The organism is Streptomyces sp. NPDC050528 (genome assembly GCF_044457795.1).
In the GTDB taxonomy this organism is placed as follows: domain Bacteria; phylum Actinomycetota; class Actinomycetes; order Streptomycetales; family Streptomycetaceae; genus Streptomyces.
Genome location: NZ_JBITHH010000024.1, coordinates 1 through 17,109 on the forward strand (window position 1 = coordinate 1; position 17,109 = coordinate 17,109).

Annotated in this window: 13 protein-coding genes; 4 read left to right on the plus strand and 9 right to left on the minus strand. The window is 69.6% G+C overall.

The window, feature by feature from the left end:
• Positions 1-142 precede the first annotated feature (142 nt).
• From ACIBK4_RS49080 to thyX, 3 genes are all read right to left on the minus strand, one after another.
• The gene (locus ACIBK4_RS49080; RefSeq protein ID WP_399006450.1) at positions 143-1,828 is read right to left on the minus strand and encodes a ribonuclease J; all 1,686 of its coding nucleotides are present in this window, start codon (positions 1,826-1,828) and stop codon (positions 143-145) included.
• 128 nt (positions 1,829-1,956) lie between these two features.
• Positions 1,957-2,856 carry a 4-hydroxy-tetrahydrodipicolinate synthase gene (gene dapA, locus ACIBK4_RS49085; RefSeq protein ID WP_399006452.1) on the minus strand — a complete coding sequence of 300 codons (900 nt, stop codon included), beginning with the start codon at positions 2,854-2,856 and terminating at the stop codon, positions 1,957-1,959.
• Positions 2,857-3,067: 211 nt separating this feature from the next.
• Positions 3,068-3,808, minus strand: a complete 741-nt coding sequence (thyX, locus tag ACIBK4_RS49090; RefSeq protein ID WP_019064794.1) for an FAD-dependent thymidylate synthase — start codon at positions 3,806-3,808, stop codon at positions 3,068-3,070.
• A 202-nt stretch (positions 3,809-4,010) separates the two neighbouring features.
• Between thyX and ACIBK4_RS49095 the strand changes: the two genes are divergently transcribed.
• Positions 4,011-4,250 carry a hypothetical protein gene (locus tag ACIBK4_RS49095; RefSeq protein WP_366436983.1) on the plus strand — a complete coding sequence of 80 codons (240 nt, stop codon included), beginning with the start codon at positions 4,011-4,013 and terminating at the stop codon, positions 4,248-4,250.
• Between the two features lie 122 nt (positions 4,251-4,372).
• Complete coding sequence (locus ACIBK4_RS49100; RefSeq protein ID WP_399006455.1) at positions 4,373-4,927, plus strand: hypothetical protein; 555 nt, start codon at positions 4,373-4,375, stop codon at positions 4,925-4,927.
• Between the two features lie 75 nt (positions 4,928-5,002).
• Here the strand turns inward: ACIBK4_RS49100 and ACIBK4_RS49105 are convergent, their stop codons facing one another.
• The 5 genes from ACIBK4_RS49105 to rpsO all read right to left on the minus strand — a co-directional run bounded on the left by ACIBK4_RS49105 (position 5,003) and on the right by rpsO (position 10,499).
• Positions 5,003-5,455 (minus strand): hypothetical protein, encoded by a 453-nt coding sequence (locus ACIBK4_RS49105; RefSeq protein WP_399006457.1) that lies wholly within the window; start codon positions 5,453-5,455, stop codon positions 5,003-5,005.
• A 10-nt stretch (positions 5,456-5,465) separates the two neighbouring features.
• A complete protein-coding gene (dapB, locus tag ACIBK4_RS49110) occupies positions 5,466-6,218 on the minus strand; it encodes a 4-hydroxy-tetrahydrodipicolinate reductase (RefSeq protein ID WP_399006459.1) in 753 nt (250 codons plus the stop codon).
• 42 nt (positions 6,219-6,260) lie between these two features.
• Complete coding sequence (locus ACIBK4_RS49115) at positions 6,261-7,640, minus strand: M16 family metallopeptidase (protein ID WP_399006461.1); 1,380 nt, start codon at positions 7,638-7,640, stop codon at positions 6,261-6,263.
• On the minus strand, positions 7,637-9,859 hold the full coding sequence (locus tag ACIBK4_RS49120) for a polyribonucleotide nucleotidyltransferase (RefSeq protein ID WP_399006463.1): 2,223 nt from the start codon (positions 9,857-9,859) through the stop codon (positions 7,637-7,639). The genes ACIBK4_RS49115 and ACIBK4_RS49120 overlap by 4 nt, the downstream gene beginning before the upstream one ends.
• A 352-nt stretch (positions 9,860-10,211) precedes the next feature.
• Positions 10,212-10,499, minus strand: coding sequence for a 30S ribosomal protein S15 (gene rpsO / locus ACIBK4_RS49125; RefSeq protein ID WP_019064787.1), 288 nt, complete (start codon positions 10,497-10,499; stop codon positions 10,212-10,214).
• A gap of 303 nt (positions 10,500-10,802) precedes the next feature.
• Here rpsO and ACIBK4_RS49130 point away from each other — a divergent pair, with 303 nt between their 5' ends.
• Positions 10,803-11,084, plus strand: coding sequence for a DUF397 domain-containing protein (locus ACIBK4_RS49130; protein WP_093629502.1), 282 nt, complete (start codon positions 10,803-10,805; stop codon positions 11,082-11,084).
• 75 nt (positions 11,085-11,159) lie between these two features.
• On the opposite strand, the gene eccD is transcribed toward ACIBK4_RS49130, so the two are convergent.
• The gene (gene eccD / locus ACIBK4_RS49135) at positions 11,160-12,683 is read right to left on the minus strand and encodes a type VII secretion integral membrane protein EccD (protein WP_399006466.1); all 1,524 of its coding nucleotides are present in this window, start codon (positions 12,681-12,683) and stop codon (positions 11,160-11,162) included.
• Between the two features lie 328 nt (positions 12,684-13,011).
• Here eccD and eccCa point away from each other — a divergent pair, with 328 nt between their 5' ends.
• On the plus strand, positions 13,012-16,983 hold the full coding sequence (gene eccCa / locus ACIBK4_RS49140; RefSeq protein WP_399006468.1) for a type VII secretion protein EccCa: 3,972 nt from the start codon (positions 13,012-13,014) through the stop codon (positions 16,981-16,983).
• Positions 16,984-17,109: the final 126 nt, after the last annotated feature.

Genomic DNA, 17,109 nt, shown 5'->3' on the forward strand with positions numbered 1-17,109 from the left:
GGGGGGTGGGGGGCCCCCCCCCCGCGTGCGTGGCGCCGCGCGCCGGCCCCGCCCCCCCCCCCCCGCGCCCGGCGCCCCCCCCCCCCCCCCCCCCCCCCCCCCCCCCGCTCCAGGTTCACGCGTACGAGAGGTCGTACGACGATCAGACCTCCACGACGACCGGGAGGATCATCGGCCTGCGCCGATAGTTGTCGGAGACCCACTTGCCGAGCGTGCGGCGGATGAGTTGCTGCAGCTGGTGGGGTTCCACCACGCCGTCCTGGGCCGAGCGCTCCAGGACCTCCGTGATCCTCGGGACCACGTCCACGAAGGCGGAGTCCTCGATGCCGGAGCCGCGGGCCTGGATGTGCGGGCCGCCCGTGATCTTGCCGGTGGACGAGTCCACAACGACGAAGACCGAGATGATGCCCTCGTCTCCCAGGATCCGACGGTCCTTCAGCGCCGGCTCGCCGACGTCGCCGACCGAGAGGCCGTCGACGTAGACATAACCCGCCTGGACCTTGCCCGAGATCTTGGCCTTGCCCTCGATGAGGTCGACGACCACGCCGTCCTCGGCGATGACGATGCGGTCGTGCGGGACGCCGGTCATGGCGCCCAGCTCGGCGTTGGCCCGTAGGTGGCGCCATTCGCCGTGGACCGGCATCAGGTTCTTCGGGCGGCAGATGTTGTAGAAGTACAGCAGCTCGCCGGCCGAGGCGTGTCCGGAGACGTGGACCTTGGCGTTGCCCTTGTGGACTACGTTCGCGCCCCAGCGGGTGAGGCCGTTGATGACCCGGTAGACCGCGTTCTCGTTGCCCGGGATGAGCGACGAGGCCAGGATCACCGTGTCGCCCGAGACGATGCGGATCTGGTGGTCGCGGTTGGCCATGCGGGACAGGGCGGCCATCGGTTCGCCCTGCGAGCCCGTGCAGACCAGGACGACCTGGCTGTCCGGGAGGTCGTCGAGTGTCTTGACGTCCACCACCAGGCCCGGCGGGACCTTGAGATAGCCGAGGTCACGGGCGATGCCCATGTTGCGGACCATCGAGCGGCCGACGAAGGCGACCCTGCGGCCGTACTCGTGGGCCGTGTCCAGGATCTGCTGGATGCGGTGGACGTGGCTGGCGAAGCTCGCCACGATGATCCGCTTGCGGGCGCCGCCGAAGACCTGGCGCAGGACGTTCGAGATGTCGCGCTCGGGCGGGACGAAGCCCGGGACCTCGGCGTTCGTCGAGTCGGCGAGGAGCAGGTCGATGCCCTCCTCGCTGAGCCGGGCGAACGCGTGTAGATCCGTGAGACGGCCGTCCAGCGGGAGCTGGTCCATCTTGAAGTCGCCGGTGTGCACGACCATGCCCGCGGGGGTGCGGATGGCGACCGCGAGCGCGTCCGGGATCGAGTGGTTGACCGCGACGAACTCGCAGTCGAAGGGGCCGATGCGCTCGCGGTGCCCCTCGGCGACCTCCAGCGTGTACGGCCGGATCCGGTGCTCCTGGAGCTTCGCCTCGATGAGGGCGAGGGTCAGCTTGGAGCCGATCAGGGGGATGTCCGCCTTCTCGCGAAGGAGATACGGAACACCACCGATGTGGTCCTCGTGGCCGTGCGTGAGAACGATGCCGTCGATGTCGTCGAGGCGGTCCCTGATGGACGTGAAGTCCGGCAGGATCAGGTCGATTCCGGGCTGCTCCTCCTCGGGGAAGAGCACGCCGCAGTCGACGATGAGCAGACGGCCGCCGTATTCGAATACCGTCATGTTCCGGCCGATTTCCCCGAGGCCGCCGAGTGGGGTGACCCTCAGGCCGCCCTCGGGGAGCTTGGGCGGCGGGGCGAGTTCAGGATGCGGATGACTCAAAAGACTCTCCTACCCATGCGCGCCACGTACCTGTGGGCACGTGGCGCGCATGACGTTCGTGCAAATGCAGTTGTCGGATGTGGGGTGCAGGCGCCGAAGCCCTGCGTATTGAGTTGTGAAGTCCGTTGTCAGAGCTGTACCCCGCCGGCGGCAAGATCGATCTTGAGCTGGGCGATCTCCTCGGGCGAGCACTCGACCATCGGTGAGCGCAGCGGTCCGGCGGGCAGTCCCTGGAGGGTGAGCGCGGCCTTGGTGGTCATGACGCCCTGGGTGCGGAACATGCCGGTGTAGACGGGGAGCAGCTTCTGGTGGATCTCGGTGGCCTTCTGGACGTCACCGGAGACATACGCCTCCACCAGGGTGCGCAGTTCAGGTGTGACCACATGGCCGACGACCGAGACGAAGCCGACCGCGCCCACGGAGAGCAGCGGCAGGTTCAGCATGTCGTCGCCGGAGTACCAGGCCAGGCCGGTCCGGGCGATGGCCCAGCTGGCGCGGCCGAGGTCGCCCTTGGCGTCCTTGTTGGCGACGATCCTGGGGTGCTCGGCGAGTCGCACCAGGGTCTCGGTGCCGATCGGGACGCCGCTGCGGCCGGGGATGTCGTAGAGCATGACCGGCAGTTCGGTGGCGTCGGCGACGGTCGTGAAGTGCCGGTAGAGGCCCTCCTGCGGGGGCTTGTTGTAGTACGGCGTGACGACGAGCAGGCCGTGTGCGCCGGTGCGCTCGGCCGTGCGGGCGAGTTCGACGCTGTGGTGGGTGTCGTTGGTGCCGACGCCGGCGATGACGTGGGCGCGGTCTCCGACCGCCTCCAGTACGGCTCGTACGAGATCCGCTTTCTCCGCGTCGCTGGTGGTCGGGGACTCACCGGTGGTGCCATTGATGATCAGGCCGTCGTTGCCTGCGTCCACCAGGTGGGCAGCGAGCCGCTGAGCGCCGTCGAGGTCGAGCGCGCCGTCCGCCGTGAAGGGCGTGACCATGGCGGTGAGGACCCGCCCGAAGGGGGTCTGCGGAGTGGAGGTCGGAGCCATGGGTAACACGCTACTCGCTGCTCAAGGCGGGGTCTGCCCTAGGGGCAGGCGACAAGTCGTGACAAATATGGAGCCCGGCACTGCCTGCTCGGGGGTTCAAGCAGTGCCGGGTCCGTTTGATCAGGCTAGATGAACTTCTCTAAATGCCGCAATACGGACACTTCGCGCGGCCCATCCGTACATGTGTGCCCGATCGGCAAACAGAGGTGCGCTACGGGGCGACACGACCGTTGGCATTGAAGGCGGCGTAGGTGAGCGGCATGAGCTTGGCCCACTGCTCCTCCATCTTCTCGCCGACCATCTCGATCTCCCGCTGCGGGAAGGACGGCACCTTCGCCAGCTCGTGCTGTGTCCGCAGCCCCAGGAAGTGCATCAGCGAACGGGCGTTGCACGTGGCGTACATCGAGGAGAAGAGGCCTACGGGGAGGACGGCACGGGCGACCTCGCGGGCTACGCCGGCGGCCAGCATCTCCTGGTACGCCTCGTACGACTGGCGGTACGAGTCCTCCATGGTGCGGCCGACCAGCTCCTGCTGGGCCTGGGTGCCCTCCACGAAGACGTACTTGCCCGGACGGCCCTCCTGGACCAGCTTGCGGGACTCGCCGGGGACGTAGAACACCGGCTGGAGCTCCCGGTACCGTCCCGATTCCTCGTTGTACGACCAGCCCACCCGGTGCCGCATGAACTCGCGGAAGACCAGGATCGGGGCGCTGATGAAGAACGTCATCGAGTTGTGCTCGAAGGGGCTGCCGTGCCGGTCCCGCATCAGGTAGTTGATCAGGCCCTTGGAGCGCTCGGGGTCCTTGCCCATCTCGTCCAGGGACTGCTCGCCGATCGTCGAGACGCGGGCGGCGAAGAGCACGTCCGCGTCGGACGCGGTGTGCTTGACCAGCTCGACGGTCACGTCACTGCGGAAACTGGGCTTGAGGTCGTCGGCGGGAGTGTCGGTCACGGCTCGGAGGGTCCTTCCATCACGTCTCTCGGGCGGCGCCCACTCTACGGCCCGGCACTGACATCGGGGCGTTCGGTGCCGTGCCGCGACATTCGTTGGCGAACTTCTGCGAATTCGGTGAAACAGGGCACCAATTGGGTCGTTCGCTCGTCTGTCTTGGTGAGCACCACCCGTTCGATCCCCGAAGGGAGAAGCACCACCGATGTTCCGTCGGCGCGAACCCGTTCCGTTCGCCTTCATCGCCGAGACCGACCGCTTCCGCAGCAATGTCACCCCGCCGCCGCGTGAGCGTGCGTCCACCAGTCAGATAGCCGGGCGTTGGCTCCTGGGCCTCACGCTCATCGCCGGAATCGTGGGCTCCCTGGTCCTCGGGATGCCGGCACTCTCCCAGAACAACCTCTCGACGCAGAACCAGCAGTCCCAGGCCGCCGACAATCGCTGACCTGGCGCGCAGCCGTACAGCTGACCATGACTCATCCGGACCCCCAACAGTGGTGAGCGGGTACCCGGCCGGATAGCCTCACCGGGCACAGCCCACGCATGGATTCAGTGAGGACACCAGCCGTGCCCCTGCCCTTCCTTACGGCCGACCGCGCATTCGAGGCCGCGGACGAGCTCGCGCTGCCGTTCGACGACCGCGACCGCTGGCGGCGCCCCTACCGCCCCGGACCGTGGCGGGTGGCGGTGGCGGCGCTCGTGCTGCTGCTCGCGTCGTACGTGCTGTTCGCCGCGGTCATCATCGCGTTGACCGGCTCGCGGTCCGAGGCCGTGGTGATCCTCGCCATCGCGGCGGTCGTCATCCTCTGCGCCCTGCGGCTGCTGCGCATGGGCGTGTGGGTGAGCGCGCGCGGGCTGCGCCGGGTGCGGTTCCTCTTCACCCGTACGGTGCGGTGGGACCGGATCGTCGCCGTGCGGACCGTGCAGCAGCCGGTGCGCTGGCTCGGACTGCCGCGCACGGTGCAGGGGCAGGCGCTGGTCCTCGTACGCAAGGACCGTGCTCCCGAGGATGTGGCCGCGCTGCTGACCACGCACGACATCGACTTCGTGGCGCGTGCCTCCTCCTTCGACCGGGCCGCGGACTCGGTCGAGGTGTGGTCCGACGAGTACCGGCGGAGCTGACCGCCCGGCACCAGCCGTACGCCGAAGGGGCCGGTCCGCAGCGAGTGCGGGTCGGCCCCTTCGGCGTACGGGAGTTCAGGCCTGGACGGGTCTGCCGTCGTGCAGGGCGATCGCTCGCTGCATCGCCTTGCGGGCGCGCGGGGTGTCGCGGGCGTCGTGGTAGGCGACGGCCAGGCGGAACCAGTTGCGCCAGTCGTCGGGGGCGTCCTCCGTCTCGGCCTTGCGCTTGGCGAAGACCTCGTCGGCGGAGTCGCGGTCGATGCGGCCGCCGGCGGTGCGCCTCAACTCGTCGACGGGCAGGCCGCCTTCGGCGTCGAGTTCGGCGGCGAGCTTGTTGGCGTTCCGGACGAACTGGGTGTTCTTCCAGAGGAACCAGATGCCGATCACCGGCAGGATCAGGACCGCGATCCCGAAGGTGACCGTGATGACCGTGCCCGACTGTATGAGCATGACGCCGCGGCTGCCGACCAGGACGAAGTAGAAGACCAGGACGGCGGCCGTGACGGCGTAGGTGAGTTTGGCGCGCATGTCGTGAGCCTCAGCCCAGGTCTAGGAAGTGTTCCAGGCCGAAGGTGAGGCCCGGGGTCGTCACCACGCGGCGGGCGCCGAGCAGGATGCCCGGCATGAAACTGCTGTGGTGGAGCGAGTCGTGGCGGACGGTCAACGTCTCGCCTTCGCCACCCAACAGGACCTCCTGGTGGGCCAGCAGGCCGCGCAGCCGGACGGAGTGGACGGGGATCCCGTCGACGTCCGCGCCCCGCGCGCCGTCCAGGGCCGTCTCCGTCGCGTCCGGCGCCGCGGCCGTGCCCGCCTTCGCGCGCGCCTCGGCGATGAGCTGGGCCGTGCGCGTGGCCGTGCCGCTCGGGGCGTCGACCTTCTTCGGGTGGTGGAGTTCGATGACCTCGACCGACTCGAAGTAGGGCGCGGCGATCTGCGCGAACTTCATGGTGAGTACGGCGCCGATGGAGAAGTTGGGGGCGATGAGGACGCCCGTCTCCGGGGAGGCGTCCAGCCAGCCGTTCAGCTGCGCGAGGCGTTCGTCGGTCCAGCCCGTTGTGCCGACGACCGCGTGGATGCCGTGCCGTACGCAGAAGTCGAGGTTGTCCATCACCGAGGCGGGGGTGGTCAGTTCGACCGCCACCTGGGCGCCCGAGGCCGTGAGCGCCTCCAGGGTGTCGCCCCGGCCCAGGGCGGCCACCAGTTCCATGTCCTCGGCGGCCTCGACGGCTCGGACCGCCTCGGCGCCGATCCGGCCCTTGGCACCGAGGACCGCCACGCGCAGCTTGCTCATCGTTCTTGCTTCCTTACCGGATACGGGTTCCGAAGGCGGGTGTCAGGCGACGGCGTCGTGCAGCCGGGCCGCCTGTTTGTCCTTGAGCGGGCCGATGACCGACAGAGAGGGCCGCTGTCCCAGGATCTCGCGGGCGACCTCGCGGACCTCGTCCGGGGTGACCGAGGCGATCCGGGCCAGCATGTCGTCGACGGACATCTGCTCGCCCCAGCACAGCTCGCTCTTGCCGATGCGGTTCATCAGCGCGCCCGTGTCTTCGAGGCCGAGGACGGTGGAGCCCTGGAGCTGGCCGACGGCGCGGCCGATCTCGTCGTCGGACAGGCCGTTCGCGGCGACCTGGTCGAGTTCGTCGCGGCAGATCTTCAGCACGTCGTGGACCTGCGAGGGCCGACAGCCGGCGTAGACGCCGAAGAGTCCGCAGTCGGCGAAGCCGGACGTGTACGAGTACACGCTGTAGGCCAGGCCGCGCTTCTCCCGGACCTCCTGGAAGAGCCGGGAGGACATGCCGCCGCCGAGCGCCGTGTTGAGGACCCCGAGGGCCCAGCGGCGCTCGTCGGTGCGGGCCAGGCCGGGCATGCCGAGGACGACGTGCGCCTGCTCGGTCTTGCGGCCGATCAGCTCGACCTTGCCGGTGGAGCGGAGGGTGCGGCGGCCGTCGCGCGGGGCGATGGGGGCCGCCTCGGGGGTGCGGAAGGCGCCCGCCTTGTCGAAGGCCGCGCGGACCTGTCGTACGACCTTGTCGTGGTCGATGTTGCCCGCGGCGGCGACCACGAGGTGCGTCGGGTCGTAGTGCTTCTTGTAGAAGCGGCGGATGCGGTCCGCGGTGAGGGCGTTGACGGTGTCGACCGTGCCGAGGACGGGGCGGCCGAGGGGGTTGTCGCCGAACATCGTGCGCGCGAAGAGGTCGTGCACACAGTCGCCCGGGTCGTCCTCCGTCATGGCGATCTCTTCGAGGATGGCGCCGCGCTCGACGTTGACGTCGTCCTCACGGATGAGGGAGCCGGTCAGCATGTCGCAGACCACGTCGATGGCGAGCGGCAGGTCGGTGTCGAGCACGCGCGCGTAGTAGCACGTGTACTCCTTCGCCGTGAACGCGTTCATCTCGCCGCCGACCGCGTCGATCGCGGAGGAGATGTCCAGCGCGCTGCGCTTGTGCGTGCCCTTGAAGAGGAGGTGCTCCAGGTAGTGCGTGGCGCCGTTCAGCGACGGCGTCTCGTCGCGGGAGCCCACGTGTGCCCAGATGCCGAAGGTCGCGGAGCGGACCGAGGGCAGCGTCTCGGTGACGATGCGCAGGCCGCCCGGGAGGGTGGTCTTGCGGACCGTGCCGATGCCGTTGGTGCCCTGGATGAGGGTTTGGGTACGGGCGACGGCCCGCGCCTCCGAGGAGGTGCGGGCCGTCGTCGTGGTGCTGGTCGACGTCACTTGTCGCCGTCGTCCTTCTTGTCGTCCTCGGCGTTCTCTTCACCCTCGATGACGGGGATCAGGGAGAGCTTGCCGCGGGAGTCGATCTCGGCGATCTCGACCTGGACCTTCTGGCCCACGCCGACGACGTCCTCGACGTTCTCCACGCGCTTGCCGCCGGCGAGCTTGCGGATCTGCGAGATGTGCAGCAGACCGTCCTTGCCCGGGAGCAGCGACACGAACGCACCGAAGGTGGTGGTCTTGACGACCGTACCCAGGTAGCGCTCGCCGACCTCCGGCATGGTCGGGTTGGCGATGCCGTTGATCGTGGCGCGGGCGGCCTCGGCCTGCGAACCGACCTGGGCACCGATGTAGATGGTGCCGTCGTCCTCGATCGTGATCTCGGCGCCGGTGTCCTCCTGGATCTGGTTGATCATCTTGCCCTTCGGGCCGATGACCTCGCCGATCTTGTCCACGGGGATCTTGACGGTGATGATCCGCGGGGCGTTCGGGGACATCTCGTCCGGCGTGTCGATCGCTTCCATCATCACGTCGAGGATGTGGAGGCGGGCGTCACGGGCCTGCTTGAGGGCGGCGGCCAGGACGGAGGCGGGGATGCCGTCCAGCTTGGTGTCGAGCTGGAGGGCGGTGACGAACTCCTTGGTGCCGGCGACCTTGAAGTCCATGTCGCCGAAGGCGTCCTCCGCACCGAGGATGTCGGTGAGGGCGACGTAGTGCGTCTCGCCGTTGATCTCCTGGGAGATCAGGCCCATGGCGATGCCGGCGACGGGGGCCTTGAGGGGCACACCGGCGTTCAGCAGCGACATGGTGGAGGCGCAGACCGAGCCCATGGACGTCGAGCCGTTCGAGCCGAGGGCCTCGGAGACCTGACGGATCGCGTAGGGGAACTCCTCGCGCGTCGGGAGGACCGGGACCAGGGCGCGCTCGGCGAGCGCTCCGTGGCCGATCTCGCGGCGCTTCGGGGAGCCGACGCGGCCGGTCTCGCCGACCGAGTACGGCGGGAAGTTGTAGTTGTGCATGTAGCGCTTGCGGGTCACCGGGGAGAGGGTGTCCAGCTGCTGCTCCATGCGGAGCATGTTGAGGGTGGTGACGCCCAGGATCTGGGTCTCGCCACGCTCGAACAGCGCGGAACCGTGCACGCGCGGGATGGCCTCGACCTCGGCGGCCAGGGTGCGGATGTCGGTGACACCGCGGCCGTCGATGCGCTTCTTCTCCTTGATGACGCGCTCACGGACCAGGGACTTGGTCAGCGAGCGGTACGCGGCGGAGATCTCCTTCTCACGGCCCTCGAACTCCGGGAGGAGCTTCTCGGCGGCGAGAGTCTTGACGCGGTCGATCTCGGCCTCGCGGTCCTGCTTGCCGGCGATCGTCAGCGCGGAGGCGAGCTCCGGGCGGACGGCGGCGGTGAGGGCCTCCAGGACGTCGTCCTGGTAGTCGAGGAAGATCGGGAACTCGCCGGTCGGCTTGGCGGCCTTGGCGGCGAGGTCGGACTGGGCCTTGCAGAGCACCTTGATGAAGGGCTTCGCGGCGTCCAGACCGGAGGCGACGACCTCCTCGGTGGGCGCCTCGGCGCCGCCCGCGACCAGCTGGATGGTCTTCTCGGTGGCCTCGGCCTCGACCATCATGATCGCGACGTCGCCGTCCTCCAGGACGCGACCGGCGACGACCATGTCGAAGACGGCGTCCTCGAGCTCGGTGTGCGTCGGGAACGCGACCCACTGGCCGTTGATCAGCGCGACGCGGACGCCGCCGACCGGGCCGGAGAAGGGCAGACCGGCCAGCTGCGTGGACGCGGAGGCGGCGTTGATCGCCACGACGTCGTACAGGTGGTCGGGGTTGAGGGCCATGATCGTGGCGACGACCTGGATCTCGTTGCGCAGGCCCTTCTTGAAGGACGGGCGCAGCGGGCGGTCGATCAGGCGGCAGGTGAGGATCGCGTCCTCGGAGGGCCGGCCCTCGCGGCGGAAGAAGCTGCCGGGGATCTTGCCGGCGGCGTACATCCGCTCCTCGACGTCCACCGTGAGGGGGAAGAAGTCGAGCTGGTCCTTGGGGTTCTTGGAGGCGGTGGTGGCCGACAGCACCATGGTGTCGTCGTCCAGGTACGCCACGGCGGAGCCGGCGGCCTGCTTGGCCAGGCGGCCCGTCTCGAAGCGGATGGTGCGGGTGCCGAAAGTGCCGTTGTCAATGACGGCCTCGGCGTAGTGGGTCTCGTTCTCCACTAGCGTTTTCTCCGTTACTTGTCGTCTTTCGTCCCTCCCCGCCCGTGTGGCGGGGGGACGGTGGCGGAGAAGCGCTGTCTGGTGCGGGCCGGTCTTCGATCGAAGCACCCGGGGCTTCGTCCCCGGGGGCCACTACCGAGGACCGGCGGCGGCGAGGCGCGCTTCTCCTCTTCGTTGTCGTGCTGTCTTCGCACGCTGTCGTACTGGGTCGTGCGTCCTACGTCGTGCGTTGTGCTACCACACTACAAAGCGTGAGTGACACTCCGCACGTTTCCGCACGTACGGGCAATCCGCACGTACGGCAAAGGGAGCGGCTCCCGATCGTTTCGGGAACCGCTCCCTTCACGGCGTCTTACTTGGCGCCCGCAGCACCGCGGCGGATGCCCAGGCGGTCCACCAGCGCACGGAAGCGCTGGATGTCCTTCTTGGCCAGGTACTGGAGCAGCCGGCGGCGCTGACCGACCAGGATCAGCAGACCACGACGGGAGTGGTGGTCGTGCTTGTGGGTCTTGAGGTGCTCGGTCAGGTCCGAGATACGGCGCGAGAGCATGGCGACCTGGACCTCGGGGGAGCCGGTGTCGCCCTCCTTCTGACCGAACTCACTGATGAGCTGCTTCTTCGTAGCGGCGTCGAGCGACACGCGTACTCCTCGTAGTCTGAGATGTGCCACCGAGTGCCCCTGGTCCACTTCTCAGGGGAGCTTCCGTGACTCGGGAGGCGGGATCCGCTGGGCGCTGCCTCCAGAGCGTGAGCTCCGGGGGTGCGTACACAAACGGCCGCTACACAGCGTACCAGCCTGGGGGGATGCCTCGGTCCAGCTCCCTGAAGGGCCCTGACCGGGGCGGATACGGCCACTAGGGTGACTTCCGTCCGTGGAAGGAACGAACCTTCCGTGGACGGAAGCGTGGAACACGTCCGTTCGTCCGGAAGGGGTCGCTTCGCCATGGCGGAGACGGAGCAGGAGATCAAGGCACGCAAGGAGCGGGAGCGGGACGAGCTGTACGCCCTCGACATCTCGGGTGTCGAGTGGCGCAGTGCGCCGGGCACGGAGGAGCACGAGGAGCGCGTCGAGATCGCCGACCTGCCCGACGGCGCGGTGGCCATGCGCTCGTCGCTCGACCCGGACACCGTGCTGCGGTACACGGAGGCGGAGTGGACGGCCTTCGTCCTGGGCGCCCGGGACGGCGAGTTCGACCTGGAGCCGGCTCCGGAGGAGCAGCAGTAGTCGTAGGCAGGGAAATGGAAGAGGGGCGGCACGCGTGTGTGCCGCCCCTCTTCCGTCCTTCTTACATGCCTGCGGCTATTTGCTGGTCATGGCCCGTGCCTGCGCGTACACGTCGAAGACCGCCAGGGACAGCGGGATCAGGGTGAGCAGGACGAAGCTCTCGGCGATCTCCAGGAAGCGGCCCCAGAAGGGGGTGATTCCGCGGTTCGGGGTGATCAGGGCGATCGCGGTGACCAGCGCGGTGGAGGCGGCGACCGCCGCCGCGAGCCAGACGCTGCGGACGTCGAGGGAGGTCGCGTCGCCCAGGATCGCGTCCCGCACGTACGCGTGCGGCGGGTTCAGGGCGAGGCCCAGGCCCAGGAAGACGAGGGCCGCCAGGCCCGCGGCGAGGGTCGCGCCGACCTGGGCGGTGTAGCGGAACAGGTGGGCGCGCATCAGCATCGCGACCCCGGTGGCGAGCGCGAGGAGCTGAGCCCAGACGTCGCTGGAGAAGCCGAGGACGATCGAGGCGCCGACGGAGACGAGGGCGCAGCCGCCGACCAGGCCGACGAGGAGTTCGTGGCCGCGCCGGGCGCGGGCCGCGATGCGCTCGGCGTCGACGGGCTCCGGGGCCACGGGTTCGCCGTCTCCGTCGCCGTAGCCGCCGCGGTTGGGGTTGGGCGGTTCGAAGCCGATGGGGAGGCGGGCGAAGCGCATGGACAGGCCCGGCAGGAAGGCGAGCGCGCACACGGAGAGCGGGGCGCAGACGGCGGCCGTCTCGATGGGCTTCAGGTGGGTGAGCATCGCGACGAAGGTCGTCAACAGGCCGATCGCGGAGGCGAAGACGAAGGCCACGAAGGGGCCGTCGCCGCCCGGCGAGACCAGGGTGAGGACGACGGTGGCGACGAGGACGGCCGCGCACGCGAGCAGGAACTGGAGCCGCCCGATGCCTTCTCCTTCGGAGAAGGGGAGGAGTCCCGAGCCCGCCACGGCGATGTTCGGGAGCGCGCCCAGGCCCAGGGCGACGGCCGAGCCCCGGTCGTCGTAGACACGCGCGCGTACGCAGGCGATCGTGATGAGGAGGATGCCGGCGAGGCCCGCGACGATGCCCTGGAGGCTGTGCATGTCGTGGCGGATCTGGGAGCTCCAGGCCACGAAGGCGAGCAGCGCGGGCAGGATGCCGGCCGCGACGAGACCGGCGGCGCGCGTCAACTCGCCGTTCCACAGGGCACGGTCACGGGTGACGGCGGAGGCGACGGCCTCGGAGACGTCGTCGTAGACCGCCGGCGGGAGCGAGTCGGCGAAGGGGCGCAGGGTGAGCAGTTCGCCGTCGAGGATGCGCTGGGCGGCGAAGGAGCGGGCGCCGTCGAGGACGGTGCCGTCGCGGCGGACGAGGTGGTAGCCGACCGGGGCGCCCTCGGTGAGGCTCTGCTGGGACAGCCGCAGGATCTCGGGGTAGAGGTCGGCGACCGGTACGTCGTCGGGCAGGGCCACGTCGATCCGGCTGTCGGGCGCCACGATGGTGACGCGGCAGAAGCCGAACCCCATGCCCGCTGCGGAAGGGGCTCCGGTGCCCGTTCCGCCGGTCGCGCCGGCCGGCGCGGAGGCCGTGATGCTCACCTGCTGTTCCCCCTCGTCAGTGACGGACGGTTCGCGATGGTTGCCGCGCGCATCCGCCGTAAAGATCCTGTGTAGGTCGTGCCGTGCCACCCGTCTCGCCGGCCGAGGACGCCGTCGCGCCCGGGACTCAACGGGGTTCGCCTGCTTCGAACGCTGCGGTTTTGCCCGGTTTTCCCGGAACGATTCGCAACTGCTCACACGTCTCACGGGCACCCTACCGCCCGCCGTTGTCAGTGGTTGTCAGTAGGATCGCGCAGTGCGGATCGGCGTCCGCCCGACACGGGGCGGCGGACGAAACAACTCGGTCCGGCAAGGGAATTGGTGCGTAGTGAGCCAGATCGTCGTCAAGCGCCCGCCGAGGTCGCTGCCGAAGGAAGTGCCCACGGACGAGGTCGTGCTGCAGGCCCCGCCGGAGCTTCCGCGCGGCCAGCAGGAGGGCGCGCTGATGCAGCTGCTGCCCATGCTCGGCATGGGCGGGTCGGTGGTGTTCTTCTTCAACCCCAGTGCCCAGCCGTTCATGAAGATCATGGGCATGGTGATGATCGCGTCCACGGTCGCGATGGGCGTCTCGATGCTGGTGCGCTACCGCCGGGGCAACCAGGGGCAGATGGCCGACATGCGCCGCGACTATCTGCGCTATCTGTCGCAGACCCGTCGTACGGCCCTGGAGACCGCGCGGTCCCAGCGCGACGCCCAGTACTACCTGCACCCTTCGCCGGAGCAACTGTGGGCACTGGTCGCCGAGGGCAGTCGCGTCTGGGAACGCCGCACCAATGACGAGGACTTCGGACAGGTCCGGGTGGGCCTCGGTTCGCAGGGTCTGGCCACTCCCCTGATCCCGCCGGAGACCGCGCCGGTGGACCAGTTGGAGCCGCTGACCGCGGGCGCGATGCAGCGCTTCCTGGCCACGCACGGCTCCCTCGACGACCTGCCGATGGCGGTCTCGCTGCGCGCCTTCTACCACGTGACGATCAGCGGCGAGCCGGTCACCGTGCGCGGCACCGCCCGCGCGGTCGCCGCCTCCCTCGCCTCGCTGCACTCCCCCGAGGACCTGGTCGTCGCCGTCGCCACCGGGCGCGAGTCGGTGCCCGAGTGGGAGTGGGCCAAGTGGCTGCCGCACGCGCAGGCGCCGGGTCTCGCGGACGGCGCGGGCAGCATGCGGCTGATCACGACCGACCCGATGGAGCTGGAGGAGATGCTGGCCGACCGCCTCCAGGGCCGGCCGCGTTTCCACCCCTCCGGAGCGCCGGTGCCCGAACAGCCGCACCTGGTGGTCGTGTTGGACGGCGTCTCCCTGCCGCCGACCTCGTTCCTGGCCGGCCCCGAGGGCCTGCAAGGGGTGACGATCATCGAGGTCGTGCCCGGCGACCTCAACAGCGGCCGGGGCGACCTCTCGATCGTCGTCCACCCGAAGGAACTCCGCCTGGAGTCGGGCCACGGCATGGTCTACGAGGGCACGCCGGACGTGCTGTCGTACGAGGCCGCCGAGGCGCTTGCCCGCCAACTGGCGCCGCTGCGCATGGTGTCGGGCGGGGACGACGACGAACCGCTGCTCGCCAACCTGGAGTTCACGGATCTGCTGAACCTGGGGGACGCGGCCTCCGTGGACCCCAAGCGGACCTGGCGGCCGCGCTCGACTGCGGAGCGGCTGCGGGTGCCGATCGGGCTCGGTGAGGACGGCCGGCCCGTGATGCTCGACCTCAAGGAGGCGGCCCAGGAGGGCATGGGCCCGCACGGCCTGTGCGTCGGCGCGACCGGTTCCGGCAAGTCGGAGCTGCTGCGCACGCTGGTCCTCGGCCTCGCGGTGACGCACTCCTCGGAAACGCTGAACTTCGTCCTCGCGGACTTCAAGGGCGGTGCGACCTTCGCCGGTATGGCACAGATGCCGCACGTGGCGGCCGTGATCACCAACCTGGCCGACGACCTGACCCTCGTCGACCGTATGGGTGACTCGATCCGCGGTGAGTTGAACCGCCGCCAGGAGATGCTCCGCGACGCGGGCAACTACGCCAACATCCACGACTACGAGAAGGCGCGCGCGGCGGGTGCACCCCTGCAACCCGTGCCGTCACTCGTCCTGGTGATCGACGAGTTCAGCGAACTCCTCACCGCCAAGCCGGACTTCATCGAGATGTTCGTGCAGATCGGCCGCATCGGCCGTTCCCTGGGCGTGCATCTGCTGCTGGCCTCGCAGCGCCTGGAGGAGGGCCGACTGCGCGGTCTGGAGACCTACCTGTCGTACCGGATCGGTCTGCGCACGTTCTCGGCGGCCGAGTCGCGGGCCGCGCTGGGGGTGCCGGACGCGTACGAGCTGCCGAACGTGCCGGGTTCCGGCTTCCTGAAGTACGGCACCGACGAGATGGTGCGCTTCAAGGCGGCGTACGTCTCCGGGGTGTACCGCACGAGTTCGCAGCAGGCCGCCGCGCTCGGCGGACCGCTCCCGGTGGACCGCAGGCCCGTGCTGTTCACGGCGGCGCAGGTGCCGGTGCAGTACGCGCCCGTGCCGCAGCAGCGGCGGGAGGAGACGGTCGAGGAGAAGGACGACGCGCTCTCCGACACCGTGCTCGACGTGATCGTGCGCCGGCTTGAGGCGCAGGGTCCGGCCGCGCACCAGGTGTGGCTGCCCCCGCTGGACAGCCCGCCGTCGCTCGACTCCCTGCTGCCCGGCCTCGCCGCGGTACCGGGGCGAGGCATGACGCAGCCGGGCTACGAGGGCGCGGGCCGGCTTGTCGTCCCGGTCGGCCTGGTCGACAAGCCGTACGAGCAGCGGCGCGACCCGCTGTGGACCGACTTCGGTGGCGCGGCCGGCCATATGCAGATCCTCGGCGGTCCGCAGTCCGGCAAGTCGACGCTGCTGCGCTCGCTGATCGCGTCGTTCGCGCTCACCCACACCCCGCACGAAGTGCAGTTCTACGCACTGGACTTCGGCGGTGGCGGCCTGTCGGCCGTGGCCGCACTGCCGCACGTGGGCGGGGTGGCCTCCCGCCTCGACCCGGAGAAGGTCCGTCGTACGGCGGCCGAGGTCTACGGCGTGATGACGCGCCGCGAGGAGTACTTCCGTACGGCGGGCATCTCGTCGATCGCCGAGTTCCGGACCCGCCGCGCGCGCGGCGACATCTCCGTCACGGATCAGCCCTGGGGTGACGTCTTCCTCGTCATCGACGGCTGGGGCAACTTCCGTACGGACTATGAGGCGTTGGAGCCGCTGGTGCTGGACATCGCGGCGCGCGGCCTCGGTTACGGCATCCATGTGATCCTCACGGCGTCGCGCTCCATGGAGGTCCGCGCGAACATGAAGGACCACCTGATGAACCGGCTGGAGCTGCGGCTCGGCGACCCGATGGACTCGGAGTTCGACCGCAAGGTCGCGGCCAACGTGCCCACGGGCGTGCCCGGTCGGGGCCAGACCCCGCAGAAGCAGCACTTCATGGCGGCGGTCCCGCGCATCGACGGCCTGTCCTCCGACACGGATCTCGCGGACGCGACGACGGCACTCGCGGCCGAGGTCGCCCGCCACTGGCAGGAGCCGGGTGCACCCGAAGTCCGCCTGCTCCCCCGGGAGTTCGCCGCGGCCCAGCTCCCCCCGGGCGACCGCTTCCCGAACCGGGGCGTCTCCTTCGCGCTCGACGAGGACAACCTGGAGCCGGTGTTCGTCGACTTCGACCAGGACCCGTTCTTCCTCGTCTTCGGCGAGAGCGAGTCCGGCAAGTCGAACCTGCTGAAGCTCATCATCAAGCGCCTCACCGAGCGCTACGACGGCAACACGTGCAAGATCTTCGTGGTCGACAACCGGCGTTCCCTGCTGGGCGTGACCCCGACCTCGCACCTCGCCGAGTACATCCCCATGTCGAACCAGATGCAGCACCACATGGACGCGCTGGCCGACCTGATGCAGCGCCGGACGCCGACGTCGGACGTCACGCCGCAGCAGCTCCGGGACCGGAGTTGGTGGCGTGGCCCGCAGGTCTTCGTGATCATCGACGACTACGACCTGGTGTCCACGTCGAGCGGCAACCCGCTGTCGGGCCTGACCGAACTCCTCCCGTTCGCCCGGGACGTGGGCGTGCGCTTCGTCATCGCCCGCTCCACGGCGGGTGCGGGGCGCGCGGGTTACGAGTCGTTCATGCAGCGGATGAAGGAACTCGGCGCCCAGGGCGTGGTGTTGGCGGGCGACCCTGCGGAGGGCGACCTCTTGGGCGGGGTTCGGCCGCGGCCGATGCCGGCGGGGCGGGGGGTGTTCGTGTCGCGGAAGCGGGGGAAGCCGTTGGTTCAGATGGGGTTGGTGGAGTCGGAACTCTGAGAGGTCGGCTCGGGTCACTGGATCAGGCTCATGTCGGGTGCCGCGCGTCAGGGCACCGGCCGGCCGCAGGCGGTCGTGAGCCGGCCAGGCCGGTCACGGCTCACGGCTCACGGCTCACGGCTCACG

Coding starts and splice junctions, on each gene's coding strand:
- ACIBK4_RS49105 (WP_399006457.1), bottom strand. CDS start 5,455: ATGCGCGCCAAACTCACCTACGCCGTCACGGCCGCCGTCCTGGTCTTC.
- dapA (WP_399006452.1), bottom strand. CDS start 2,856: ATGGCTCCGACCTCCACTCCGCAGACCCCCTTCGGGCGGGTCCTCACC.
- ACIBK4_RS49130 (WP_093629502.1), top strand. CDS start 10,803: ATGGCGGAGACGGAGCAGGAGATCAAGGCACGCAAGGAGCGGGAGCGG.
- dapB (WP_399006459.1), bottom strand. CDS start 6,218: ATGAGCAAGCTGCGCGTGGCGGTCCTCGGTGCCAAGGGCCGGATCGGC.
- ACIBK4_RS49095 (WP_366436983.1), top strand. CDS start 4,011: ATGTTCCGTCGGCGCGAACCCGTTCCGTTCGCCTTCATCGCCGAGACC.